This window comes from Nostoc sp. CALU 546 (genome assembly GCF_048836525.1).
The window spans coordinates 1-24,889 of record NZ_JAWJTF010000127.1 but is presented as its reverse complement, the minus strand read 5'-3'; the positions used below and the strand labels follow the sequence as shown (position 1 = coordinate 24,889).

General features: G+C 42.7%; 23 protein-coding genes and 1 pseudogene. 17 read left to right on the top strand and 7 right to left on the bottom strand.

Going from position 1 to position 24,889, the window contains the following annotated elements; translation table 11 throughout:
• Positions 1–121 precede the first annotated feature (121 nt).
• The 11 genes from RRG12_RS37395 to RRG12_RS37345 all read left to right on the top strand — a co-directional run bounded on the left by RRG12_RS37395 (position 122) and on the right by RRG12_RS37345 (position 6,821).
• Positions 122–697: a hypothetical protein gene (locus RRG12_RS37395; protein WP_420762688.1), complete on the top strand. Its 576-nt coding sequence runs from the start codon at positions 122–124 to the stop codon at positions 695–697.
• Between the two features lie 14 nt (positions 698–711).
• A complete protein-coding gene (locus RRG12_RS37390) occupies positions 712–984 on the top strand; it encodes a hypothetical protein (protein ID WP_420762687.1) in 273 nt (90 codons plus the stop codon).
• Between the two features lie 337 nt (positions 985–1,321).
• The gene (locus RRG12_RS37385) at positions 1,322–1,732 is read left to right on the top strand and encodes a hypothetical protein (RefSeq protein ID WP_420762686.1); all 411 of its coding nucleotides are present in this window, start codon (positions 1,322–1,324) and stop codon (positions 1,730–1,732) included.
• On the top strand, positions 1,732–2,439 hold the full coding sequence (locus RRG12_RS37380; RefSeq protein WP_420762685.1) for a hypothetical protein: 708 nt from the start codon (positions 1,732–1,734) through the stop codon (positions 2,437–2,439). The genes RRG12_RS37385 and RRG12_RS37380 overlap by 1 nt, the downstream gene beginning before the upstream one ends.
• A gap of 68 nt (positions 2,440–2,507) precedes the next feature.
• Positions 2,508–4,424 carry a hypothetical protein gene (locus RRG12_RS37375; RefSeq protein ID WP_420762684.1) on the top strand — a complete coding sequence of 639 codons (1,917 nt, stop codon included), beginning with the start codon at positions 2,508–2,510 and terminating at the stop codon, positions 4,422–4,424.
• A 151-nt stretch (positions 4,425–4,575) separates the two neighbouring features.
• Positions 4,576–4,911 carry a hypothetical protein gene (locus RRG12_RS37370; RefSeq protein ID WP_323235452.1) on the top strand — a complete coding sequence of 112 codons (336 nt, stop codon included), beginning with the start codon at positions 4,576–4,578 and terminating at the stop codon, positions 4,909–4,911.
• Between the two features lie 63 nt (positions 4,912–4,974).
• The gene (locus RRG12_RS37365) at positions 4,975–5,166 is read left to right on the top strand and encodes a hypothetical protein (protein WP_420762683.1); all 192 of its coding nucleotides are present in this window, start codon (positions 4,975–4,977) and stop codon (positions 5,164–5,166) included.
• Positions 5,167–5,170: 4 nt separating this feature from the next.
• The gene (locus tag RRG12_RS37360) at positions 5,171–5,638 is read left to right on the top strand and encodes a Bro-N domain-containing protein (RefSeq protein ID WP_420762682.1); all 468 of its coding nucleotides are present in this window, start codon (positions 5,171–5,173) and stop codon (positions 5,636–5,638) included.
• A 51-nt stretch (positions 5,639–5,689) separates the two neighbouring features.
• Entirely contained in the window at positions 5,690–6,049 is a 360-nt protein-coding gene (locus RRG12_RS37355) for a hypothetical protein (protein ID WP_420762681.1), read from the top strand.
• Between the two features lie 305 nt (positions 6,050–6,354).
• Positions 6,355–6,540 carry a hypothetical protein gene (locus tag RRG12_RS37350; RefSeq protein ID WP_104902026.1) on the top strand — a complete coding sequence of 62 codons (186 nt, stop codon included), beginning with the start codon at positions 6,355–6,357 and terminating at the stop codon, positions 6,538–6,540.
• On the top strand, positions 6,525–6,821 hold the full coding sequence (locus RRG12_RS37345; protein WP_420762680.1) for a type II toxin-antitoxin system RelE/ParE family toxin: 297 nt from the start codon (positions 6,525–6,527) through the stop codon (positions 6,819–6,821). Before RRG12_RS37350 ends, RRG12_RS37345 begins: the two co-directional genes overlap by 16 nt.
• Positions 6,822–6,913: 92 nt before the next feature.
• Here RRG12_RS37345 and RRG12_RS37340 read toward each other — a convergent pair whose 3' ends face one another.
• From RRG12_RS37340 to RRG12_RS37325, 4 genes are all read right to left on the bottom strand, one after another.
• On the bottom strand, positions 6,914–7,864 hold the full coding sequence (locus RRG12_RS37340; protein WP_179076887.1) for an RpoD/SigA family RNA polymerase sigma factor: 951 nt from the start codon (positions 7,862–7,864) through the stop codon (positions 6,914–6,916).
• Positions 7,865–8,203: 339 nt separating this feature from the next.
• A complete protein-coding gene (locus RRG12_RS37335) occupies positions 8,204–9,469 on the bottom strand; it encodes an AIPR family protein (RefSeq protein WP_420762679.1) in 1,266 nt (421 codons plus the stop codon).
• A gap of 69 nt (positions 9,470–9,538) precedes the next feature.
• Entirely contained in the window at positions 9,539–10,504 is a 966-nt protein-coding gene (locus RRG12_RS37330) for a cytosolic protein (protein WP_420762678.1), read from the bottom strand.
• A 332-nt stretch (positions 10,505–10,836) separates the two neighbouring features.
• A complete protein-coding gene (locus RRG12_RS37325) occupies positions 10,837–11,088 on the bottom strand; it encodes a hypothetical protein (RefSeq protein WP_420762677.1) in 252 nt (83 codons plus the stop codon).
• 194 nt (positions 11,089–11,282) lie between these two features.
• Here RRG12_RS37325 and RRG12_RS37320 point away from each other — a divergent pair, with 194 nt between their 5' ends.
• From RRG12_RS37320 to RRG12_RS37295, 6 genes are all read left to right on the top strand, one after another.
• Positions 11,283–11,726, top strand: a complete 444-nt coding sequence (locus RRG12_RS37320; RefSeq protein ID WP_420762676.1) for a hypothetical protein — start codon at positions 11,283–11,285, stop codon at positions 11,724–11,726.
• Positions 11,727–11,910: 184 nt separating this feature from the next.
• The gene (locus RRG12_RS37315) at positions 11,911–16,185 is read left to right on the top strand and encodes a strawberry notch-like NTP hydrolase domain-containing protein (protein ID WP_420762675.1); all 4,275 of its coding nucleotides are present in this window, start codon (positions 11,911–11,913) and stop codon (positions 16,183–16,185) included.
• A gap of 322 nt (positions 16,186–16,507) precedes the next feature.
• Positions 16,508–17,395 carry a ParA family protein gene (locus tag RRG12_RS37310; RefSeq protein ID WP_069074076.1) on the top strand — a complete coding sequence of 296 codons (888 nt, stop codon included), beginning with the start codon at positions 16,508–16,510 and terminating at the stop codon, positions 17,393–17,395.
• A 6-nt stretch (positions 17,396–17,401) separates the two neighbouring features.
• The gene (locus tag RRG12_RS37305; protein ID WP_069074077.1) at positions 17,402–17,902 is read left to right on the top strand and encodes a hypothetical protein; all 501 of its coding nucleotides are present in this window, start codon (positions 17,402–17,404) and stop codon (positions 17,900–17,902) included.
• An 814-nt stretch (positions 17,903–18,716) separates the two neighbouring features.
• Positions 18,717–19,676, top strand: a complete 960-nt coding sequence (locus RRG12_RS37300; protein WP_069074078.1) for a ParM/StbA family protein — start codon at positions 18,717–18,719, stop codon at positions 19,674–19,676.
• Between the two features lie 5 nt (positions 19,677–19,681).
• The gene (locus RRG12_RS37295; RefSeq protein ID WP_069074079.1) at positions 19,682–19,972 is read left to right on the top strand and encodes a hypothetical protein; all 291 of its coding nucleotides are present in this window, start codon (positions 19,682–19,684) and stop codon (positions 19,970–19,972) included.
• A 372-nt stretch (positions 19,973–20,344) separates the two neighbouring features.
• On the opposite strand, the gene RRG12_RS37290 is transcribed toward RRG12_RS37295, so the two are convergent.
• The 3 genes and pseudogenes from RRG12_RS37290 to RRG12_RS37280 form a co-directional block, all read right to left on the bottom strand.
• On the bottom strand, positions 20,345–22,054 hold the full coding sequence (locus RRG12_RS37290) for an ankyrin repeat domain-containing protein (protein ID WP_420762674.1): 1,710 nt from the start codon (positions 22,052–22,054) through the stop codon (positions 20,345–20,347).
• Positions 22,055–22,235: 181 nt separating this feature from the next.
• Positions 22,236–22,394: a hypothetical protein gene (locus RRG12_RS37285; protein ID WP_420762673.1), complete on the bottom strand. Its 159-nt coding sequence runs from the start codon at positions 22,392–22,394 to the stop codon at positions 22,236–22,238.
• A 651-nt stretch (positions 22,395–23,045) separates the two neighbouring features.
• Positions 23,046–24,889, bottom strand: a pseudogene (locus tag RRG12_RS37280) (hypothetical protein); the annotation flags it as partial.

Here is a 24,889-nt window from a genome sequence, read left to right as displayed (position 1 = left end):
GACAAACTGGCATTTACCTGTGCTTCAAAGAATTAGAAGTTACGTTTTAGCCAAAGGTTCTTTAAAGAAGGTAGCTATTGAATTAAAAAATCACCCCGAAAAGTTTTTAGGAGCGTAAATCATGATTGTTAAAGAATTCGCACAAGCTCTCAACAAAGTACCAGGAAAAGTAGTTGACGAACTACGCCGTCAATATCCAGAGCAAAAATGGACGGTCGATTCACCAGTTCCAGAGGAGATTTTAGCTAGATTTCGAGACATTACCAATAGTGAGAGATTACAGCCTGAACAATCACCTATAGCAGATATACCCGAAGCTACAATCACCAAAGCTGATGAGGCAATTCAACAAGCCTCATACAAGTTGACTGCGGCTGATAAAGAGACTATTTCTGGTGCTATAGCCGTCCAAAATGAGCAATCTAAGATTTTGGGTGCATCAACTGGTGTCACCGGAGCTTTATTGTTCATGGAATCCTTGATTGGAGCCAAAGGGACGGTGTTGGATGCCTTTGCTGAACAATCCATGTTGGAAGTTGATAATCAGATTACCGAGATAGATCAGAGTTTGATTAATTTGGCAGAAGAAGCCTCAACAAGGCTGGGGAAGTCGATTCAAAAAAAAGAACAACTCAAGGCGCGACTCAATTTGTTGCGGGAGAGAGTTTCTTCAATGGGGACACAGATCCGATTTTAGAAGCTTATAAAACAGTGGCGGCATTGTTACAAATCCAAAATGAAACTGTTGCCACTGTTGCTGAAATCCGATTACTTCAAGAGCTATTAACTCATCAAAGGAAAAATCAGGACATGGATATTCTCAGTACAGGATTGTTTGCTACTTCAGTTATTGGCGCTTTAGGCGGTAGTGCATATATCGTTAGTAGCGTTGTCGCTACTGGATTAATTGGTAGCGGGATATTCATTCCCTTAGCATTACTTGTTGGTGCAGGATTGACATTTCTGAGACGGGCATCAAAGTAAGAGTGATGGGTGAGAGTGTTTCATAAACTGTTTCACAGCACTGTTTCATGAAACTGTTTCAACGGTTTCATCAGTGTTTCAGGGCGTGAAACAGCATGAAACAGCATTCCCCCAGCATGAAACATCAAACGTGAAACATGAAACACTAGACAATTCCTTGCTCGAAAGCCGTTATGAAGGGTAGTGTTTCATCCAACTGTTTCACAGCACTGTTTCATGAAACGTTTCAACGGTTTCATCAGTGTTTCAGGGCGTGAAACATGAAACACCTTATTAAAGAGATGTGTGAAACATGGGAAAAATTTGTACTAAGAACGCGCTATAGCACAGCAGTCTCATGTATAAGAAACAACTGTACTTAGCTTTGGCTGGTGTTGGCATTTGCATATTGCCTGTAATCATCCCCTTAGTACCCAAGTTGGGGGCTTATGCAGAGCTTCAACGGCTAAAAGCCTCAGAAGAACTAGAACGTTCCCGCATAGAAGAACGGGCAAAAACCAGTGATGCTCTATATGAGGCGGGAGTGATGCCCACAAGTCGCAAGCTGAGAATTACCAATTACTTTGATAGCGCTAAACGCAATCCCAGACCAGACACAACCCTATATCTTGATGATGAGATTGTTGATGTTTTTGATGCGACGGGCAGGTGTATTGGACGAATTGAAGAAGGAATTTGGAAGTGGAAATACAAAGCCAAAGGGATTTGTAAAAGCGTTCAAAATATCAAACAAAGTAGGAGGAAGTAATGGGTAATGGTGCAGAAAGTAGCAGCACTAGCAACAGCGATAGTAAGCCTAAAGGTAAGAAGCGATCGCTTGGTGAAATCATCGATTTTTGTGCCAAGGCTGTAGTGATAATTGTCGGTTTACCCATTAGAGCAGCCGCCGCTATAGTCAATCAGTTTGTTGCTAACGGTGGTGCAGGTCGTGCGTTAGTCGGCGGGATTTTATTCATCGGCGGTTCTATGATTAGTGCTGATTCAACTTGGCAATTAATCTTTCAAGGCCCGCCTGTTTTTGCCTGGTTTGAGCCGACTTGGAATTGGCTAAATATACCGTTTGCATTGTTCAACCCGTTTTTTTACCTGGCATTCATAATTTCTGTAGGCGTTCAGGTAATCGAAGCCCACGCCCTACGCGGTAAGAACCCAGACTCAGCACGACGGGAACTTCAAGACCACATGGTTTATGAGCTTGAAACAAAGCCTAGTGGCAAGATTGACCTTGTTGGTGAGCTTTGGAAGGACTACAAGACCGCAGGTACACGCGATCGCTCTAGCGCAGGGCTGGTTGTGATTGCGGTTTGGGTGTTCGATATTGTCACCACCTTTGCGGCTCGTAACCCATTTGAATTTACAGCCCCATTCATGATTTTGGGCTGTATTTTGTTTAACATCGGCACAATGATGGCGGGTGAAATTGGGTTCGCTATTTGGCGACTGACAAAGGATTAGAACGGAAACCGCCCAAGAAAGCAATCACTGTAAAAAAGGGCGGCAACGTTTCACCAAGGGAGGCATTTATGCAAAGTAACAATATCCCAAAAATCACAACTAAAGAAACTGAACATTTACGCTCACAGTATCCTAATCTGTCTCACTTGGAAGCTGGAAATATCGCCCAATGGCTGCAAGAGAGAAAAGATGGATTATTTGAAATGGCACGGGCATCTGAGAATGAAGCAGATATGACCCGTGTACTTGGTTTGTTGGCTTCTGGGATCGGAGCGGTTTGTTATGCGGTCAATCCACTGGCACTAGTTGGTGGTTTAGTCGGTGGTGCTGCGTGGCTATGGTTTGTTGTCGAACACTCCAACCGCACTAAAGAAATTGCGCCTTTGCCTTTTGTGCGTGGTAATTTTATAGACGCTCTAGCTCGTGCTGGAGATTATGATGCTAGAAGGACTTATCAAGCAGATCATCTTGCTAATACCGTTAAATTCTTAGAGCGACAATCAGCAGAAGAGTACGCCTTTCTTCATGCTGAGTTTGAAAATATTAGTCAGTATTTAACACAAGTTGAGCCAGGAAAACGCTTTTATGCTTATCGCTGGATGTTTGGCTGGTTTAGCAAGCTCAAGGGTCGTCAGCTACCCACTTATGAAAGCATGGCTCTTCATTTACAGGATGTGACAATTGACAGCCGGGTGAATCGGTCGGAGATAAGTGCCATCGCACAGGCTCAAGCCCAGTTACCACCGACCGTAGATATCAAACAGTTTCAATCGCCACAGGTAGATATTGGGAAGATGAACCAAGCTGCGGAGCTTTCTAGACCGACAGAGTTACAGCCATCTTCCTCTGATGGTCTTGTACCAGAGACTCTAATTAATCTCCCTCTGACTAATAGGGCAAACGCACTCATCGCTGCTTTAACGAAAAGTGGTTTCCAAGTAGAAGGCATGATGAGTTCTCAGGTGGTAGCGATCGCTGGTACTCAGCGAGGTGGCAAGGGAACCTTAGCAGCAATCTTGGCAACATTATCAACTGCACTTGACCCCGGATTGAACACGCAATACTTTACAGCCGGAGTGGACGTTTACCCCTTCGCTTGCAACTTAACCTCTGCCCTTAAATACCCGGATATTGATGCTGATGGGGCTGATCAACTAGTCGCTCGTGATTTATTGAAATTTCTTAAGGGTTTAGATGGAAGCGAACCTTACTCCCATAAAAATTTACTGCTAGTAATTGATGAGGCAATGCGGTTGCTGTCATTGTTGGAGGAGAGCGATCGCACCTGGGCGATTCAATATTTACTTTCTCGCTTTGCTAAGTCGGGTGGTACATTAATTATCGTCTTGCATGGTTCTAACCTGACAAGCGTGGTCGGTAAAGCTACAGCTGGGCTGGCAGATACCTTTAAGCAATCGCTGAACTTTATTGGTTGTGTAGCTCAAGCGGTTAGCGCTGGTGGTCTACGCAAAATGAATGTCGCTAGCGGAGAATATTTCAAAGCCAACCCTAATAACTTTGGAGAACCTGTTAGCGGTGGCAATCTGGGCATGATTCCCGAATGGCTAAAGACCTACAAACACCCAGGCAATGGGCAACCAGATCCAGCCAGAACATTACTTCAGTTCTTCCCAGAATTAGTTCAACAGCATGAAAAGGCAGTCATACCCAGAGGAGAGAAGATTGCCCCATCAGACGCAGTTAATCATCTGGAGTCCATTTTTTCAAAGCCTTATCAGGAAATGGAATTTCTGGAAGTAGAAGAGAGTAGTATTTCTGAGGCTGATTTAGACCAAATTGTGGCAATCGTTGCAGCTACTGTTAGTCCTCCAACTTCTTTTGCTGCTATCAGAAACAGCCGTAAGTGGGGCGAAGAGAAAAAGAGTGTTCTTTACTTGAGGAATGCCTTGTCACAATTGATTGACACTAACCGATTGTGCGGGAATGAAAAAGATGGCTTCAGCGTTATTAACGTTAACCAGTAACATTCGTCACAGTTCCAGTTGAGTTCCAGTTGAGTTCCGGTATTCTTACATCTCCAAGTACGGATGAAGAATAGGGTCTTTATATTTTTCCAGCAAGATTTAAATTTTTTCTAAACATTTTCTGGAATGTGCGGGTATGGAAAATTTAAAAATGAGTGATAAATTAACCACAGCATTGCAAAAACTAGCTATCAGCCCAATTAAGGCAGACAGACTGGCTATCGAACGCCTAGAAAAACAGTACGGTGCTTCTTTACTAGAAATTACCAATGAGCTTGAAGATTATGCCATCGTTCACCAATCTATTCAAGACCAAAGAGCTAAACCCAAAAATCAGTTGATTATCGTTTGCTGCTATGGCTGTCTTTGGGGCGCAGTTATCGGAATTGCGACGTTATTTATTAAGCCCAGCGTTACTGTGGCGGCGATTGGGTTGGGTTTTACAGCTGGGGTGTCTGGAAAACTACTGGTTCAAAAAGGGGAATAAGTCGAAGTAGTTGAAGATTGCTTTTAATTGTTTAGCTGAACTCTTGGATTCATTGGAGTAAATATGTCTTGGTCGAAATCAATTTCTCTTGATGTTGCTAATAACATTTTTGACGTAATTGGAGTTTCTTTTGAACAGAACGAATTAGAGGGCGGTTACATCGCTAAACATGAAAGTAAAACCTTAAGAAGAGCAACGTTAACTGCTTGCTGTATGGCTGTTTTAACTGACTGGGTAAAAATTAAGGAAAGTTGAATTTATGTCAGACCTATCAATTTTTGTGTTTGAGTCTCAAGAAGTCCGGTTCGTCGGTACAGCAGAGAAACCAGAATGGGTCGCTGCCGATGTCTGTGCAATATTAGACATTGATACTTCCGTTGCTGTCAATGGTAGAAAGCGAACATCAGCAGATGGCAGCGAGTATTTTGATGGAGGATTGGACGTTGATGAAAAGGGTACTGCCATTGTCAGTACCCCTGGTGGAGAGCAAGAAATGCTGACTGTGACTGAGGCAGGGCTTTATCGCCTGATCTTTAAATCTCGTAAACCAGTTGCCAAACGGTTCCAGCGTTGGGTGTTTCACGAAGTCCTCCCATCCCTGCGGCGCACTGGCAGATACGAAATGCCAAAGCTAAACCAGCAACAAAATACCAAACCCACCCTTGATGAACTCGTTAACTTTGGACAAAAAATTCTATCCGGCACAAGACTTAGTGCAGAACTGTAAACTATCACCATCCTTCGAGGTGTACAAGCTTTGTGTCCCGAAATCACCCCAATGGCACAAGAATTGGTCGGAGCAATTCAAGAAATCGTTGCAACTCCCGACCGACATTTGTCTCCAACCGCAATTGGCGAATTATATGCCGAACGCAACGGACTGCCCAAGCCCGTAAAGCCACAAATAGTTAACCGTGTTTTAGAATTTGCTGGTTTGCAGACCAAGGAGGTTCAAATCAAGACTGACACCAATGGTAAACAAAGTCACAAAAATATTTGGCATCTAACCGAAAAAGGTAAGCTGTGGGGAACGGTAACACGAGATAAAGCCCGGACTCACGACAAGATTGTGGAACACGTTCGATGGTTGCCAGATGTTCTTGAGGTGATTGATTTGAGTGTGGAACAGCTTAATTGAGAATCTATATTACAAGCGGTAAGCTCTCGCCATACCGTCAAGCTTATCGCTTTTCTGTTAGAAAGAAAGAATATCTAACTAAATTTTAAATCCTGACTCCTGAATCTGATGAAGATCAATCAATAAAAAATATCATGGACACATCCACAGATTTTTTATTTTTAAACGAAAAAATCTCCACAAATTTTAATCCATAAACAGGTTGGGAAACATTATTAGCATTTTTATTTAGTTAAAACAAAAGCTACAAGGTGAACCCATGAGTTAAGATTACAGTAGTCATTTGCATAGAAGCAAAAACTGCTATGAGCGATAGAGAAACAGTCCTTGAACTTGTGAAGCGCTTGCCGCCAAATGTGTCTCTGCGTGAGATTGTTAGAGAAATTGAGTTTATCGCGGCTGTAAAAGAGGGTTTAGAAGAGATTGACCAAGGACTTGGAGTGTCAATTGAATCTGTTGAGCAGATGATTGAAGCATGGACTACCAAGTAGTTCTTTCTCCCAAAGCTGTGGGGGATTTGGAAGCAATTGTCAAGTATATTGCCTTAAGCAATGCTGAAGCTGCAAGGAAATTGGGTCAGCAACTCCTTGAAAAAAGTAGGGAGTTAAGTCAATTTCCATTCATTGGTCAGAAAGTACCTGAGTTTAACGACCCTAATATTCGTCAGCTTATTCTTAAACCATATCGTGTTGTCTACAGGGTTGAAGAGGAGAAAAAGCGCGTCAGTATCGCTAGATTTTGGCATTCGGCACAAGAGAATCTTGAGCTTTAGAGACACGCAAGTTCCAGTTAAATTCAAATCCTGGATTAAATCCCCACTTCTCACCAAATTCAGCCCGCTAAAATATTAACTTTTAGCGGACTTTAGGAAACTAAATACTGTTGAATTTCAGTTTTTTGACGACGTAGAACAGTGATTGCTTGCTGCTGAATTTGGCGAACTCGTTCTCTACTGACATTCAATTTCTCTCCAATTTGAGCTAAAGTTAGTTCTTGATCGTTCTCTAACCCAAAACGCAAAATTAATACTTCACGTTGCGTCGGTTTGAGTGATTCTAATAAACTATTTATGTCTTGGCGTAAAAGTTCTTTGGTGATATGTTCGTCTGGAGATATGCCCTCATCTGGTAAAAGTTGACTAAGTTCTGTGTCTTGGTTATCTCCAATCTTTACATCTAGAGAAATTGGCTGCTTTGAACTGCTGAGAAAATCCCTAATCTGACTTGGTTGTAAGTCTAAAGTTTCAGCAATTTCTATAACACTGGCTGGACGACCCAGTGTCTGAAATAATTCTCGCTGTACTTTCTTAATTTTGTTGAGTTGTTCGGTGATATGAATTGGCAAGCGTACAGTACGGGATTTCTCTGCGATTGCCCGTGTGATTGACTGCGTAATCCACCAGTATACGTAGGTGGAAAGCTTATAACCGCGATTGGGGTCAAATTTTTCTACACCTCTTTGTAAACCTATTGCCCCTTCTTGCAGCAAATCTAGGAATTCCAGATTGCGATTAGTATATTTTTTGGCAATCGAAACCACCAGACGCAAGTTTGCTGTCACCATTTTTTGTTTGGCTCGTTGCCCAAGATTTTGTATTTGAGCTATTTCCAATTCACTTTTGTCAACATCAACAGCTAATTCGACCATTGTTGGCTCCCTAGCTAGTTGTTGGGTGAGTTCATTTTTTCTTTGCTCAATTGCCATGATTTGCTGTACCTGCCTGCCATAAGCAATTTCTTGGTCTGCGGTTAGCATTGGATAACGACCAATCTCTTGCAAATAGATACGAACCATGTCTGGACTCAGGCTGGACATACGACAAAACTTTTTTGATATTTAGACGAACCTAAAAGTATAAATCAAATCACTGAATTAATTTTCCTGATTTCAACAGCTAAAATATCAACCTGAGATTGCAATAGTTGAATTCAATTTAGAACGTAATCATCCATAACGGTATCCAGTGAGCGCTTACTACACCTCCATCCCAAAGTTATACTTATGCCAGTTTTTGTCATTAAATTTAACTTGTTGAGAATTAATTATGGCGTTACTCAAGTTATTTTGAGAGTTCCTGACTTAACTAGAAAAGTTGGGTAGGGTATGGGGACTAATAGTCTTTGCCGTACACCTTATACCCTGTTCGAGAAAAAGCTATTTGGGGGCAGTAGTCGCGTTGAGTTCCCCCCTTTTCCTTTTTTCCCTCTTGTTTGCACCTTGTGTCACCTTCAATTCTTCTTCTTGCTTACTAGAGTTGACCATTTTCACCAAGTGCTGATTTAGATAACTCTGCGCCGAAATGTACAAACTTTCCCAAATCTCTTGATTGCGGCTGATTTTTGTCCCGACTGTATTTCCTGCTGTTTTCTCCGACACTAAGTATTTACGGAAATAGTTATTCCACAAGTGTTGCAGGAAATCTTCAGCGAATTCGTTAAACGGCAGAATCCATTTATAATCTTTATCTAGAAATACCCGATATGATGCGATTATCGGTAGTGCTAAGTCGGTTGGCGCACCAAACCCGAATGAATACTTGCTGTCAGGCAACAACGTCGTTTTACGTATATCAATTGATGCTAGGTCGTTAGCACCCTTTCTTCTGGGGTTGCTGATATAGTCTTGGATTATTTCGTAGAGTCTTTGCTCTATCCACAGAGCATGAGTCAAGAGAGGCAGTAAGGCGGTTAATCTTTCCCTTTCTGCGTCTGTGATGTTACTTGGAAGACTCATTCCTGCTGGGTGCTTGGTTCGTTTATTGCCGTCGGGGTTGTATTTATTTCTGTCGAGGCAGTAAAGGAGCTTGAGCAAATGGGTGACATTACACTGGGCATTTCTGGGAGCGCCGCTTTGGTTTTGGTAATAAGCGATGCGGAATTTTCTATCTTCCTTCTGTTCTAACTGGGCTAAATACTGCTTGATGAATTTGTAATCACCCCTAGCGTTGACTTTGGAGCGAGAATCTACTGGCGTTGTGGTGTTGGAGGCCAGGGCTATATCCTTAGCCTCGTCTTCCAATAGTCCGATATGGATGGTAATTTTTACTCGGGCTTTGGTTAAATCATATTTGTAATTTTTCGCTTGCTCAAACCCTAATACTGTGTGTCCACCGTTGATAATGCCATCGCTGCCCCCCTCGTTAGCTTCTAAGACTTCTAGCTCTAGTTCAGTTTTGTTCTTGATAGGCTTAACTTTATTGGCTGACAGAACGATTCCACTGTGACGAGAGAAGAATTTTTCGGGTTCGGTTGTCAGTGAGTCGAAGACTTGTCTATAGGTCGCGCTTTTGCGGTTTGGTTCCCTGATGTTCGGTTCTAGGGGTAGGTCTGTGGGGAACGAGTCTACATGAGCAGTGGCGATGATGCAATTGGGGTTGGCTTGAAAATAGTTATCTATCTTGATGTTCCAAGTCTTGGGCATAGTTTGTTTTAGTTAAATTCGTCTTAGGTTTATGGAGTCAGGGATAGGGAAATTGGGCGATGCTCAATTTCATTCCTGGGTATCGGTTGTAGGCGACTGGTAAATTTGACGCAATTGTGAGACACTACTCGCTGTATCTATCCCCTCCAAGATGGCTTCTAGCACACTTACATCTTGGATAGATTCGATTTCGGGTAATAAATTTTGACCTGATTCACTAAATTTGAGCTTTAATCCCAAGGCTATACCTTTTAACAAAGCTTCAAGCTTACCTTTTTCAATACCACTGCGTTCAAAAGAAGTAACATACTGCATACGTTGCTCTGCCTCCAATTGTTCTACTTCAAAAAGAAACTCTCGCTCTAAATCTTGGGGGAGTGTCAACACCCAGTCTACAAAAGCCAACAAGTTTAGAACATCCTCACGTTCAAATCCCTGCTGGTACAGTCTCCGCACTAAACTTAGTTTCTGCTGCTTACGTTGTAACCTGTCGCTAAGAGTTTGTACTGCTGCTAAATGTGCCATCACCACAGTCGCCAAAGGGTTACGGCTGGCTTCTAGCTCAGACTGACGTTGTTGATAGTCTAACAATTTGACAATTGGAAACTGAAACTCTACTTTAGTGCCAAACAACTCGTAACCAAACCGATTTGGTCGCCAGTTTACCTGCTCATCACCTAGAATTGCCAAGGATGCCACTGATCGCTTATATCTATCGTAGATGCGGTAGTTATAGGTAAACATCCTTTCGCTAAAGTCTGACTCTGACTGGGATTGGATTTCTAAATGTATCAGTATCCAGGATTCTTCGCCACCAATGCGGTATATTTTTACCAGTTTATCTGCAAGTCTTTTCCCTAGTTCGGCATCACGCACTACCTGCTCTAATTCTTTATCCAAGAACTCAGGCTGTCGTGTCCAATCTATTTCCCTATGTGCTTGCGGAAAGAAAAACAGCATGAAATCTTCAAAATAAAGTTGTAGTATCTGTTTCCACGGCGAATCATATTCCGTTTGGGGGTTGACATTGGTCATACTTGTTTCAGAACGAATTCACGCCCCTGATTGTATTACTACTTGTGAGCCAGTGTATGATTTGAGAATTGTGTTGAAGTTGCTTACCAATTAATCTTAATCTGGGAAGTTTTCTTAATCCCACAGATAAATCGAAGAAGAAAATATGTTTAATGTGAATTCATTAGAGTTAAGTAGTTAAACAAAATTAATTACACAAAATTAAGGTACAAAACCCTTATCTAGACTGGAAACTCATGTGTAAATAATTCTGTGCGATTACTTACCTTTTACCAGTTTGAATTAGCTTGGGCGAATGAGCGCACTGCTTCACTCACCCTTGAGACAACAAATCATCCAGCTATGTCTTTACCACTCTTGTAGTTCATCGCTCTGGGTTTCCTCTTGCCTATAGGGACTAATTTCGATTGCTTAGGTGCTTGTGGCGGACGGCATTGCTCACAGTAGAGTGGTCGAACACCAAAGGTTTCTCGTTGTGTGGGTTGTTCGCACTGCTTACATACGAAGTTGAAAACGCGAGTGTGAATTTCCCGCTTGTGCGCTCTGACAGTGTACTCTCGGACATCGATTGTTTTGCTTGCCATTGCTTATTGCAATTAGTAACTTTTTGGATCTTAGCTTTTGCTAAGAAGATTTCAATGCTCTGGGTAAACATAATCACCCGTTTTGTAAATGGGAATTTTCATGGCTACGCCAAAGCCAGAGTGAGAGTTGCAACGACCAAACCCAACTGCAATACCTCACTACATTGAAAAATCACAAACATTTGGAGTTAACTATGGATATCCAAGCTACTCTCACGCTGACGATCCAAGCAGTCGTTATCAGCTTTGTTGCGCTGATGGTTTTCGATTTCATGGATAGTTTGTGGGTTGTACCCTTACCGCCATTCGGATGGCAACCACCAGTTATTGAACAGCCCACAGTTTCCGCAACAGCATCACAACCTATTCCAAGGGCGATCGCATTTGAGAAGATTTCTGACCCCTGGACTCTAGAACCACAATCCCCTCACCATTCTGTTCTTACGCCAGCAGTTATAATCCCTTTCCCCAGACTCCGACTACTCCCACCTGCCTTTCTTTGCAACCGACCAAACCTAAGCGGACTAAAGCAAAATTGTCCACGTCTAAGAAATCTACCTCAACTAGTAGTCTGCCAACCCAAAAATGCGCTTGTGAGGACTAGGGAAAGAGGAAAGGGAAAAGGGGAAAGGATTTAAACCCCTTTTCCCCTTCCCCCTTACCCTTTACCCCGCCAAGTTCCCTTGGCGTACTACTAGTACTAAGCGCCAGTCCACCAAGCCACGCAGGATAACTGGAAAGTACCAAGAAAATTATACTTAACCCGTCTTTACACTTAAACGGCTACGCCAAAGCGAAAGTGATGTATTCATATATATAGATATGGTCAGCCTTATAGCCACGCAAGGAACTCTGTTTGACCTAGAAACAGTTCTGGATTATGGGCAATCAATCCTCAACGTTGCTCAAGAACTCACCAAATCACTGATTGAGCAACGGACTATCTCCACCAGGACAATCCAAGCCCAGATGAATCGCTACTTTCTAGGCACGGCAGCAGAGGGTGCATGGCAGTGGAAAGATGCTTACGAAGCAGTGGAAGTGGCGCAAATATTATATCTGCGTCAAAAAGGTTACAAGCTTTTATTAGAGTCGCCACAAACAGTATTATTAGAATTGGAGAAGTTAGTAGCCCTCTGCCCAACGCAAACACGGCGCAGTGAAGAGTCAGTACAGCTTCAGCAATTCTCGACACCGTTGCCGCTTGCTTATCTGGTAGCCAAAGCAGGATTTATACAAGCTACTGATTTGGTGCTGGAGCCATCAGCCGGGACTGGTTTGTTAGCACAAATGGCTAAACTGCACAGTGCAAGTCTGATGCTCAACGAGCTTGCACCCGATAGATCGAAGATTCTGCGGCGATTATTCTCTGGCACTCCACTATTCTCAGTAAACGCGGAACAAATTAACGACTATCTGGCAGGGCAAACTCAGCCCTCAGTTGTGCTGATGAATCCGCCTTTCTCCGCATCTCCCAAAATCAGCAGTCGCAATCCCGACGCAACAAAAAGGCATATCAACTCGGCATTGCAAAGACTGGCTGACGGTGGACGATTGGTAACAATCACAGCCAATTGGTTCTCTCCGGCTAACCCAAGCTGGCGAGAGACTTTTGTTAGGTGGCACTCAGAAGCACGAGTTTTAATGTCAGTCGGGGTTAACGGCAAGGTTTACTCAAAACATGGGACAACTATCGACACCAGAATCACAGTAATTGATAAAGTCCCGGCTGATAATCACAGGCAAATCCCTTGTATTTCCGAAACTTTGGACTTGCCCGAACTGCTAGCGTTGATTGAGCAATTACCTAAGCGATCTTTGTGGGAACGCTCAGAAAAAGTCAAAGCTGCTGCGAAGGCAATTGTCGTTCAATTACCAAAACGTACTACAGTTGCACAACCAGAAACAGTTTCCTCTCTTCCAGACGACATAGTAGTGTTGGAATACGAAGTCGTCGAGTGGTCTGCTACTGAAGGACTCAAAGACACCCTATATGAAACCTATCGCCCACAGCGAATCCGAATAAAGGACGCTTTACCTCATCCCTCGCTGCTTTGTGAGAGTGCAGCCCTAGCACTTGTCTCGCCACCAGCACCAAATTACAAACCGCATCTTCCTAGCAACATTATCACACAAGGCTTGTTGTCAGAGGCACAACTTGAAAGCGTTATTTACGCAGGTCAGGCGCACTGTGAATTTCTGTCTGGGTCTTATATTGTGGATGATTCATGGGATAATGTGACTGTAGCAGCAAATAGCTCAGAAAATGCTGTAAAATTTCGTCGTGGCTGGTTCTTAGGCGATGGGACGGGTGCTGGAAAAGGAAGACAGTGTGCAGGAATCATCCTCGACAATTGGTGTCAGGGGCGAAGAAAAGCAATCTGGGTATCCAAAAGTTCTGCCTTAATTGAAGATGCCCGTAGAGACTGGTGTGCGCTCGGAGGTAGTGAGAAAGATATCATTGACCTGAGCAACATTAAGCTTGGCGATCCTATTCCCTTCACCCAAGGCATTCTGTTCTGCACGTACTCTACTCTACGTTCTCAAAAGAATGGTAAAAGTCGGCTTAAGCAAATCGTTGAGTGGGCAGGCAAGGACTTTGAGGGTGCTATCTCCTTTGACGAGTGCCACAGCATGGGTAACGCAATGGCACAAGAGGGCAAACTTGGTATGCTTGCAGCATCCCAGCAAGGTATTGTTGGGCTGCGGTTGCAAAACGCATTACCGCAGGCACGGGTTATCTACGTTTCTGCTACTGGAGCGACGAAGGTTTCCAACCTATCTTATGCCAATCGCCTGGGGCTTTGGCAGACTGGAGATTTCCCGTTTACCTCCCGTGAGGATTTTGTAGAATCCATTGAGGGCGGTGGTATCGCCGCGATGGAAGTGGTCGCCAGGGATCTCAAGGCTTTGGGGCTCTATCTGGCGCGGAGCCTTTCATTCGAGGGAGTTGAGTATCAAACTCTCTACATTGATTTAACGCCGAGGCAGGAACGGAGCTATAACAGCTATTCCGATGCTTTTCAAGTTATTCACCATAATTTAGACAAAGCCCTGGAAGCTTGTAATATCTCTGGTGACAAAACTTACAACCGTGCTGCAAAGATGTCTGCTAAGTCGCAGTTTGAAAGCCATAAACAGAGATTCTTCAATCATCTGCTGACCGGGATGAAATGCCCTACCCTGATCAAAGCGATTGAGCAGGATTTAGTCCAAGGTCTTGCTGTTGTCATTCAAATAGTTTCGACTAATGAAGAACTTTTGAAACGACGACTTGATGAAGTTACGGCTGACGAATGGAAGGATCTCAATCTTGACTTGACCCCACGGGAATACGTTATGGATTACCTGATGAGTGCTTTCCCCATTCATCTGCATTCCATTCATTCTGGCGTTGATGGAGAAGAAAGATCCGAGCCAGTCTTTGACGCTGATGGCTCTCCAGTTATTTCTATTGAAGCTGTAGCCTTGAGAGATGCCTTAGTCGATAAGTTAGCATGTCTTGATCCAATCCCTGGCGCATTAGAACAATTGCTGTGGCATTTTGGTCACAAGCAAATTGCCGAAGTAACTGGTCGCAGCAAGCGAGTTCTCAAAGATGAATCTGGACGTTTGTTTGTGGATTCACGCGGTGGTGGCGCGAATATTGCTGAAACTGCTGCGTTTATGCAGGGAGACAAACAAATCCTCATCTTCAGTGACGCTGGTGGTACGGGTCGCAGCTATCACGCTGACCTCAACGCTGTGAATAGGAGACGGCGATCGCATTATTTGTTGGAAGCCGGCTGGAGAGCAGACAATGCAATTCAAGGGCTTGGACGATCGCACAGAACCAACCAAGCATCTGCGCCCGTGTTCAGACCAGTCACGACGAACGTTATAGGTGAACGCCGATTCATCAGCACTATTGCTCGACGGCTGGATAGCTTGGGCGCACTCACAAGGGGGCAAAGGCAAACCGGAGGCAATGGGATATTTGAGGCTAAGGATAATCTGGAATCGAACTATGCAGAACACGCCCTGTATGAATTATTCAGACAAATATACCAAGGTCGATTTTATGAAGTGCCACTAGGGACTTTTGAGCAAATGACTGGACTGTGCTTAACCTCTCATGAAGGCGGGATGAAAATCGATCTCCCACCCCTGCGTCAATTCCTCAATCGACTTCTGGCTTTACGCATTGATATGCAAAATATCATTTTCGAGCGTTTTGAGTTGTTGCTAAGTCAGCAGATTGAAGCAGCGATCGCTGCTGGTGTCTATGAAATGGGGGTGGAGACTTTACGGGCTGAACGCTTTACTGTTGAGAGCCAGGAAGCTGTATATACTCATGCTCAAACTGGTAGCGTCACCAATTACTTGAAAGTGGAACGCATTCAGAAAAACAACATCAAAACGGCTATTGAGATGTTGGAGTTTGCCACTCAATATCAAGGACGGCTCATGATCAACTCCAAGTCAGGCAATGCTGCTGTGTCAATTCCGACACATAGTATCTATGACGCTGATGGTGGTGTTGTACCAAGAGTGTTACTCGTCCGTCCCCAAAAAGAAACCCGTATACCAGTCAAGGATTTAGAATCTTCCACTTGGAAAGCGGTTTGTGTCGATGCGTTCGTCGCAGGGTGGTCTACTGAAGTAGACGCATTGCCCAAGTTCACTACCGATTATCTGCACTTAGTCACCGGTATTTTGTTGCCCATTTGGAAAATCTTGCCGCAGCACAATAGCCGAGTCTTCCGCTTGCAAACCAGCGATGGACAAAAGATTCTCGGTCGGGTAGTAAATGCTCAGGATATCCAGTCGGTGGCTGAACAACTCGGACTCAAGAACAAGCTATTAAGCCCACAGGAGTTAGTCTCTTTAGTGCTAAACGAAGGCTATTCCCAGCAGTTACCGGGTGGCGTAACTTTACGGCGTTCTTATATTGCCGCAGAACCTCGTATAGAGTTGGTTAATGCTATCTCACTGGCAGAGCGGCTTTTAGCTGCTGGATGTTTCACCGAGATCATCAACTGGAAAAAGCGGGTATTCATTCCGGTTTCAGACAAAGCCCCAGCTATTCTAGCGGCTGTGATTGAAATCTTGGGATAATTCCCAACTTCAAAGGCCCAGGTATTTAATCTGGGTCTTTTTTACCCTTAAAAAAAATAATAAGCTCTTTTTTTTATTTAATCGCGATAACGCGAGTTTGCTATAACGCTAGTTTCGGATAACGCGACATTGTTATAATACAAACTCGTTATCAAAACTGAAAAATTGTTGTACGGTAAGGATCTTACTTCTCTAGTAGCACTATTAGCCTACTTGCTAAATCGCGATAACGCGAGTTTGCTATAACGCTAGTTTCGGATAACGCGACATTACTATAATGCGAAGTCGCTATAAAAATTTGCTGGTTATTGAGGACACTTACATGAGCCATGAAGTAACAGCACGAAAAACTAAAGTGATTGCAGTGGGCAATCAAAAGGGAGGAGTTGCAAAAACTAGTAACCTGATTCATATTGCAACTGCTTTAGGTGAAATGGGAAGGCGATGCCTAATATTCGATTTAGATATGAACCAGGGAGCTACCCGGCATTTAGGAATTCCTAGCGAAAGCTTCCTTGGTACTTTTGAAGTTTTGACTGGGGAAGAAGAACCAACAGATGTAATCATTACCCCTGATGATGGAGTAGAGTTACCTAAAAATATTCATTTGATTGCAGCTCGTCGAAATCTAGAAAAGATAGATCAAGCACTCGCAGCTAGAGATAAGTTTTTGGTTACTCAAGATGTTTTGATTAATCCTTTACGCAAGCTTGCTGGAATGTATGATTACATCTTTCTTGATACAGCGCCTAATGCAACTACACCAACAATTGCAGCCTATAAGTCGGCTGACTGGTTTATTCTTTCAGCCACTCCTGACCCATTTGCGATCGCAGGACTTAATGATGCTTTAACTGATATTCAAGGCGCTCAACGTTACGGCAACCCGAATTTACGTTTGTTAGGAGTAATTCTTTGTTGTGTAGATAGCAGAACTATATTAGCTAGTTCTCTAACTGAATATGTCGAGAAACTTTTTTCTGATGGTAGTAAGTCTTTAAAATTTGATACACTCATCAGCCGTTCTACGGTTGTACCTCAGTCCCAAAAGTTAGGGAAGACAATTTTCCAAACTGCACCAAACCACAAAGTCACAAACCAATATCGTAAGCTGGCTAAGGAAATAGAAGCTCGTATTGCTGAGTTTGAAGAACCAGTTACAACATCTACTATAAAATCTGCTGTTTCAACAAAGCGAGGCAAAAAGTAGTTACCAATGGCTAAACGTGTTTCAGGAAATGAAAAACCCTACCGCCCAGTAGACGAAGCATTGGTACGGTCTGTTCTCAGGGGTTCAGATTCAGAGGAAACAACTTCAGTTTCAGATAATACTGCTACTGCATCTGTGAGAGATTCAACTTTATCGGAGCCAATAACTCCTGACCCTCAACAATCTCCACCTATACAACCTGCACCAGTAATCGAAAAATTAAGCCGAGAGAAGCGGGTACTTTTGACTAAATCTGAGGAAAGAGAAATTGAACGATTCGTCTCTCGCCTTGCCGAGGAACTAGAAACTCCTCTCAAACTTAGTCATGTATTAAGGTCTTGTATGACAATTCTTCGACACGCGCAGAAAGAGATTATTGCACAAGCTAGTCACTCAGAAAAGCTAGAGCGTCCACCAAATGGTGATCCAGTAGCTCTGGCTGAGTTTGAGTACAAGCTTGCACAAATCATCTCAGATGCTCTTTCTAAAACACCACCACTCGATTGATACTCACCGTTAACTAATCATCGCGATAACGCGATATAGAGTGAAAGCTAGATCACTTACTATTCCCAGTATTACGCCCAAAAAGGTTAACCTCTCGTTACTTAATCATCGCGATAACGCGATATAGGATAAAAGCCGGATCACTCCCTATTCCCAGTATTACGCTCAAAAGGCTTAACCTCTCGTTACTTAATCATCGCGATAACGCGATATAGGATAAAAGCCGGATCACTCGCTATTTTCAGTATTACGCTCAAAAGGGTTTACCTATTGTTACTCAATCATCGCGATAACGCGATATAGGATAAAAGCCGGATCACTTACTATTCCCAGTATTATGCTCAAAAGGGTTAACCTCTCGTTACTTAATCATCGCGATAACGCGATATAGGATGAAAGCTAGCTAGTATTGTAAAGGAAATTACTTTTAATTGATATTTTAAAGGCAGAATGGAATCTACTAAGCGACCACCCAAGCCAACAAAAACTGATTAAGCACATCCCTGCGGCTTTTGATTCGTTATATGGGAAGATTTTAAAAATTGCTCATGGGGTATATATAGCCCCCATATATACCCCAACAATAGCTCACGACTTTGGTGACATTTTGACACCTATATAGGGTATATATAGGTGCTAAATGGGGTACATTTGACTGGTTAACATTTTGTACCCCATTTAGCCCCCAAGGGGTTATGATAAGCTCTTGAGATTAGGCAAAAAAGGGGAAGTTATTTTATTCTTCTTTCTCTTGCTCTTGCAGATCACTTCAACAGATAATTTTCACAAATCAAAGCGTATTACCTTGGAGCAGATGTCAAACATTCACACGGCGCAAAAAATTTTTCCTGCGGGTTTCGATAACGGTTACGGAAGTCTCAAACTTTTAGTCGAAGGATTTGAAGTAATTCGTGTGCCGAGTTATATTTCCACATCTGAGATGGAAGATGTTCCAGGACGTGTAGTTTTTAACGGTACTGCTTACACCGTTGGAGAGTCTGCTTACCGTACAGGAAATTATTTTGACCGCAACACAGACAATAATGAAAATAAAGTCAATAATGCGTTGTTGACTTTGTTGGGTGCATTGGCACATCTCCCACACCGTAGGGCTTGGCACTTAAAATTAGTCGTTAGCTTACATGATGTTGGTCTGGCTGAAGAATTGCAAAAAGTACTCAATGGAGAATATCAGCCAATACTTGCTGGCAAGCAATCAGACGTGAAAGTAGAAGTGCTTAAAGTTGTACTAGAGGGGATGGGTGCATTGTTTGGGCATCCACTACCCAAAAAGCTAACTATTTTAGACTTTGGCAATGGTACGACCCTGTATTCTCGTTACAACCGGGGTCAGCGAGAAGTTCACACTGCTTACCCTATCGGTGTAGAAGTTCTCATCGATGATATTTCCCAAAAAATGAAACATTTGAATGGCGGAAAAATCGGGGATGCCTCCAAAATCCGATTTTGTCTGGAGATGGGGCATACCCGATACAGCCGTGACATCGATATCAAAGATATATACAGCGCTTGTTTGAAAGATTGGTATGAAAAATACTTGAAGAAAGTGGTGAATCTGACACTTGATGCCAAGCACCAGGGGGATGAAATCTGGGCGATTGGTGGAGGCTGCCTCTTACCAGGATTTAAGAAGCTGTTGGAGAAAAACGGCTTCAAAATCCTGGGCAATCCGGTAGAAGCCAATGTCTCTGGGCTTTTAGAAATGGCAAAAACCATTTCTGCCAAGAACCCAACTACTACATCTATTAAGTGATCGCAATGGCAGACAAACTTGACTTAACCCCAGAAAAAGTTCGGATCAAAGATAGCTACCGTGAGCGGATATTTGCCGAATCACAGCAACTAGGCAAGAGTTACCTGGAGACGCTTTACTTTATTATTGATTGCTATTTTGCTTTCAGAAAGGGTGCATTTCCCACACAACAAGTAGCTTTCACGCCGACTAATACAGAAGATAACAAAGCCTCATCTTGGAGTTCAACTCCCTTTACAGAGGAGGAAGAAGAAGATTCTTCAGGGGAAACATTCAGCCTTGATTTTGATTTGTAACCGTCAAAGGAAGTTGGCAACGATGAAGAGTGCTGAGTTCCAAGTGCTGTACATGGATAGCGGGGCGTTTAGTCTGTGCTGAATTGAAAGACCGCCCACCAAAAGCGGGTATCAACCTTCTCTCGATTGTTGATTCCGCTTGACTTCGGGCGGGGCTTTTACGCCCTGTGCGGAAGTACTCAGTACTTCTTAAATTTACTCGCTTGCCGAGGCACTCAGCACTGAGTGGGTAAAAAAGGGGAATTAGCCTGTGCCATTCCATCAGTGAAAGCTAATTCATCAGCGTAGGCGTAGCCCGCCGCAGGCATCGCTTACGGTCGATTAATAAGCCAACAACGCTATCAAGCTCAATTGCTACTTGCACGCGGAAGATTATTTTTTCGGCACAGAAATATTCAATGCCATTTTAACCCGTGCAAAAAGTTGAGGCAGATATTTATAGAATCGCCCATCTCGCAGAAAAATTGCATCGATGGTACAGCTACCACAGTGTTCTCCAGGGGGAGGAACTGCAACCGATAGTACAGATGCGTCTGAAACACCAGCCCAGGGTAAGTGTCCGACAGGAGCTTGCAGTGAATAATTGAGTTCGGATTCATTCAGCCAGTCGCTGCTAATAAAATCGTTTTCGGTTCGAGGAACTTTGAGTTTCCAACCGACGCGATCGCCAAAGGTATTGGCAGCAGTTTCTTCTTTGTTCGGATGAGATGCTATTACCTTTTGCCAAATCTTTGCTTGGACACTGAGTCCAAACCGTCCATCACTAGCTACTAACCAAGCTCGATCAATCTCTTGAATTAAATCTAGAGGTATAGTGGCAGCGTTCGGTACAAAGAGGTCTTTTTGAGGTGATAAAAGACGGCGGGTTTCTTGATCGGCAGCACTCCAGTTTTTAGAATTGAGGAACTGCTGGAGTTTTGCTGTTGCTTTGGTTGTAGTTGTTCCACTACCAGCAGAATTTTTAGTTGCGATATGTCGCTCTAACAAATTAATGATTTGGGTTTTATTAAGTTGCCGAGCTAAGTTTAGAGCAGTCTTACCTTGCTTATCTTTGAGGTCAACCCTAGCATTTTTACTAAGAAATAGTGTTACCAATTCCGGGCCAAAGAAACTTTGTTCCTCCAATACTGCTTGGTGCAGAGGTGTTCTTCCTAAGTTATCTTGAACATTTAAATCTGCATTAGCCGCAACCAGTTGTCGAGCCACTTCTAGGTTGACATCATACAGAGGGGTTTTACCTTGAGCATCTCGTAGGTTAACTTGCGCTTTTCGAGCCAATAGCAATTTTACTAGAGCGGGTTGGAAACGATGAATGTGGAGCGGAGTTTGCCCCTGACGATTGCGTAAATTAACATTAACTCCCCCATCTAGCAGGAGTTTTAGTACTGCTGGTTCCAAACTGCTAGAGTGAATCACAGCCCCTTCACGATTTTGGATAGTTAGATCTGCGCCTGCAAGGATTAGTTTTTTGGCAACTTCTACATTTGATGCTCCGTAGTGTAGTGGTGTCCAGTTCTGAGTGCTACGAGCATTTATATCCCCACCACGACTAATTAATAGCTCCGTGATATCAGCTTTTCCGGAATTGGCAGCAAAATGTAACGGTGTCATTTGCTCTTGATTTTTAGCATTAACCTTAGCACCCCGATCTATCAAAAGTTTGATTACAGTAGCGCTTTTCTGTCCAAAAAGATTATGGAGTGGGGTATTACCATTTTGGTTGCGGACATTCACTTTTGCTCCTCTACTCAGAAGTAATCGCGCATTTTTCTCAGATTTTCCTAAATAATGTAGAGGAGTATCCCCTTTCCCATCCTTAGCATTTACATTCACCCCAGTTTGGATTAAACGCTCAACCAGTGCTTCGTCTGTGGATAGTAAAAAGTTGAGCGGTAGCCACTTTTCACCAAAAATATCACAGGGTTGATTCAGATTACCTCCTTTGGCGATCGCCCCACCTAATGCTACAGATAAATCGGAATTATTCCCAAAAGGGCTAAATTTCTCCGATAATATTTTGCAAAAAGGAGAGATGGAACTAGAGGTTTTTTCTGGTGTCTGAGATTTAACGGTAAGCAGCATTATTACTACTATACCCAAAGTAGTAATGGAAATCAGAAAAATTGTCTTGAAGAGAGAAAGAGATGATTTGTAGTTAAATTTTGCCACTATCTGTGATTTCCTTATTTCCTCTAAAAAACTTCGTAATTATTAGTGCAGTTATCCCAAAAACTCCAATTGTGACGAGGACAGAGGAGGAAAATTAGACATTATCAAAGGATTCGATGCGACTTTCTGTAATCTCTCCGTTTTGATAATAATAGTTTTTGGCGAATGCATATCCCAGGATGCCATATTTGTGATTATATGGAACGTTTACATCTGCACCTTCGGTTATTCCGTTTAATGTCTGCGACCCCATGTAAGCAAATTTTCCTAATAAAATATAACTTGATAATATCGAAGTAAATATCAACATTGCGATAGAAATTGCTTTTATATTTTTACTCATACAAAGTATTAATAGAGCAAAGCAAATTACATAATGGATAAGACTCTTAGTTTAATAATTTAGTTGCCGACTTATAAATATTCGTGATCGCAAGATGGTTTGAGAACTAAAATGCTGAGTGTCATCTAAGGCTACCAACAGATGCCCACCCAGATAATCATAGGGTTTTAAATATCCATCCCTCTGCAATCTACGGTAAATCCAGGTGAACACACAAAATAATTCACTTGCTGTAATTTCATCCAGAATGTTGCTCTCTTTGCAGTGTTGTCGGAATTTGCTTCAAACCAAACAAGCTTTGGGCATTATCTTGCCCACAACGGCTATGTATTTGACGCTGGTGTTCCTTCCAAGAACGATTCGCACTGCATGAAAACTACTGAGAAATCCGCCAGCACAGTATCTTTTGGAAGTGTTGCTGACATTAATTGAGGTCATTGGTTCATTAGAAGTTGCCTTGCAAATTGTCAATGGTGATCGCACCATTAGTAAAACTCAAGCAGAAGCACTTGCGGGATGAAATGGCACTTTTATTGCTTAAAAAGGCTATTTAGGATAAATCTATCTCTGTAAGTCTATTTGTTGCGTTTGAGATTTAGCTAATATTTTATCAATTTGAGTATTAACATCCTCAAAAGTTTGTAATATCTGTGGAGTTAGTTTATTAGTCTGTACCTGACCAGATTGCAAGTTTAAAATTATCTCCCCATTTTTCTGCGAAATAGTTAAATCTCTCTGCTGGGTATTGAAAGCCAAGTCATAAATTTTCCCTTGGACTTGAGTACCATTTTCATTAGACTTACCCCAGACCATGCCAATCCTTTGAGCAATTTGAGTCAGCCGACTGATGGCTTCAAGCTCAAATTTATCTTTATTCATTACTGTCAACGCTTCGGCTGATAATTGCTCACCAGCTTTAAACCCATAAGCCACTTCTACAATGCGTTTTTTGTAATTTTCCGACTTCCCTAACTTATCTGCGGCATTGTACCAATTTCTCAAGTCGTCAATAGTAACTGTCGGGGGCTTCTCTACACCTAGAGGTTCGGTTTTCACACTATTACTAATGTCTGGTGTAGAAGGAGTCGTGGAGAGTAATGGAGTTATAGATTGGTTAGGTGGGGATTGTGCTGTTTGTTCTGGTGGTTTCAAAAACTGTGGTCGTGTGGCGAGAGAGTTAACTTTTTGCTGATACTCAAGAGTAGATTCAATCACAGCCCCAAATTTCTTGGTCATGCTCGACAAAGTTTTGGGGGGAATTGAACTACTGACTAAGTTAAATACCGCTAGACCTTTTTTAGTTTCCCTGATAACATCTTCTATTGGTACTTGTTGACATTCAACTTTTTGAGCAGTTAACCATTTTGTAACAGTCTCAGCTTTCTGGTTATCAACAGCCAAACCCATGACTCCAAGTTTTTTGTTTTCTTGGGTAGAAAATAAGAAAGTAGGACGCTCTTTAATATGATGTAGAATTTTCGCACTATTCTCAATCATCTCCTGTTGTTGAGGATTAACTGATTGAGTCCCAAAAGCCTGAAATTCTTTTGTCCACTTCTGGGGATGTTCAACGGTATTAGGGTCAATTTGAGCGCAAATAACAGAAAAATTACTTTGAAGGATCGCGGGCGCGGGTGTAAGTTGTCCGGTTTTGAGTAGCCCAAGTTCTCTAAGCGCGTCTTTATCTTTTTTAAAGTGCAACACTCCCAGGGGTTCACCATTCAAAAATACAGCATCTCTAGTTTTAGAAGCTGAGGTTTCGATAGTCAGTTTCCGGTAATCTTGATCATTGAATGTCTGACCAGAAAAATCATAAAAGTTAATTTTATTAATTTTCAGGAGATTACCATTGGGAGATTCACCCAGGACAAACGCCTGATCTCCAGTTTCGGAGATAGACGTGAGTTTCAACTTTAAGGGATTACCGTTCTTGAGATAATCAACAGCTTTTAACTGTTGGGCAGAATCACTGTCTAACTCACCCAGAGTCAAAGCATCAATTTTGATTTTCACTGTTTTGTCAGTCACCGGCACAGTGCCAAATTCTAGGTTGACCGATTCGGCATTAAAAACAAGTCCTGCATAAGAGAAGTTCTTGAGTTCACGGATAGTAATTTCAACCGGCTCGTTTCCTGGCAGTCCAATAGTTGCTTTGGCAGTAGCAGGTTCTACCCCAACGAAACTAGCTTGCGCTTTCGTACCAATGGGAAGCTGTGCGGTTCTGGTTCCTAACATGGCGAATTCCTTGTATTCGCCGTCACTATCCTGGACAAATAACAATCTGGAAACATGGCGCTCATGCCCAACTGGGTGGTGAGAGGCTCTGATTTCTATCGGGTGTTTTTCGGTGGGATTCCAATCTCGACCCAAAAATTGATTCGCTTCATTCAAAAGTGTGACTAACT

Bases quoted from the DNA above. Each gene is read 5' to 3' on its own strand.
- RRG12_RS37295 (WP_069074079.1), top strand. From the start codon at position 19,682: ATGGCAGACAAACTTGACTTAACCCCAGAAAAAGTTCGGATCAAAGAT.
- RRG12_RS37395 (WP_420762688.1), top strand. From the start codon at position 122: ATGATTGTTAAAGAATTCGCACAAGCTCTCAACAAAGTACCAGGAAAA.
- RRG12_RS37285 (WP_420762673.1), bottom strand. From the start codon at position 22,394: ATGGGGTCGCAGACATTAAACGGAATAACCGAAGGTGCAGATGTAAAC.
- RRG12_RS37310 (WP_069074076.1), top strand. From the start codon at position 16,508: ATGAGCCATGAAGTAACAGCACGAAAAACTAAAGTGATTGCAGTGGGC.
- RRG12_RS37290 (WP_420762674.1), bottom strand. From the start codon at position 22,054: ATGCTGCTTACCGTTAAATCTCAGACACCAGAAAAAACCTCTAGTTCC.
- RRG12_RS37385 (WP_420762686.1), top strand. From the start codon at position 1,322: ATGTATAAGAAACAACTGTACTTAGCTTTGGCTGGTGTTGGCATTTGC.
- RRG12_RS37325 (WP_420762677.1), bottom strand. From the start codon at position 11,088: ATGGCAAGCAAAACAATCGATGTCCGAGAGTACACTGTCAGAGCGCAC.
- RRG12_RS37355 (WP_420762681.1), top strand. From the start codon at position 5,690: ATGGCACAAGAATTGGTCGGAGCAATTCAAGAAATCGTTGCAACTCCC.
- RRG12_RS37360 (WP_420762682.1), top strand. From the start codon at position 5,171: ATGTCAGACCTATCAATTTTTGTGTTTGAGTCTCAAGAAGTCCGGTTC.
- RRG12_RS37320 (WP_420762676.1), top strand. From the start codon at position 11,283: ATGGATATCCAAGCTACTCTCACGCTGACGATCCAAGCAGTCGTTATC.
- RRG12_RS37315 (WP_420762675.1), top strand. From the start codon at position 11,911: ATGGTCAGCCTTATAGCCACGCAAGGAACTCTGTTTGACCTAGAAACA.
- RRG12_RS37380 (WP_420762685.1), top strand. From the start codon at position 1,732: ATGGGTAATGGTGCAGAAAGTAGCAGCACTAGCAACAGCGATAGTAAG.
- RRG12_RS37330 (WP_420762678.1), bottom strand. From the start codon at position 10,504: ATGACCAATGTCAACCCCCAAACGGAATATGATTCGCCGTGGAAACAG.
- RRG12_RS37335 (WP_420762679.1), bottom strand. From the start codon at position 9,469: ATGCCCAAGACTTGGAACATCAAGATAGATAACTATTTTCAAGCCAAC.
- RRG12_RS37370 (WP_323235452.1), top strand. From the start codon at position 4,576: ATGAGTGATAAATTAACCACAGCATTGCAAAAACTAGCTATCAGCCCA.
- RRG12_RS37345 (WP_420762680.1), top strand. From the start codon at position 6,525: ATGGACTACCAAGTAGTTCTTTCTCCCAAAGCTGTGGGGGATTTGGAA.
- RRG12_RS37365 (WP_420762683.1), top strand. From the start codon at position 4,975: ATGTCTTGGTCGAAATCAATTTCTCTTGATGTTGCTAATAACATTTTT.
- RRG12_RS37300 (WP_069074078.1), top strand. From the start codon at position 18,717: ATGTCAAACATTCACACGGCGCAAAAAATTTTTCCTGCGGGTTTCGAT.
- RRG12_RS37375 (WP_420762684.1), top strand. From the start codon at position 2,508: ATGCAAAGTAACAATATCCCAAAAATCACAACTAAAGAAACTGAACAT.
- RRG12_RS37350 (WP_104902026.1), top strand. From the start codon at position 6,355: ATGAGCGATAGAGAAACAGTCCTTGAACTTGTGAAGCGCTTGCCGCCA.
- RRG12_RS37340 (WP_179076887.1), bottom strand. From the start codon at position 7,864: ATGTCCAGCCTGAGTCCAGACATGGTTCGTATCTATTTGCAAGAGATT.
- RRG12_RS37305 (WP_069074077.1), top strand. From the start codon at position 17,402: ATGGCTAAACGTGTTTCAGGAAATGAAAAACCCTACCGCCCAGTAGAC.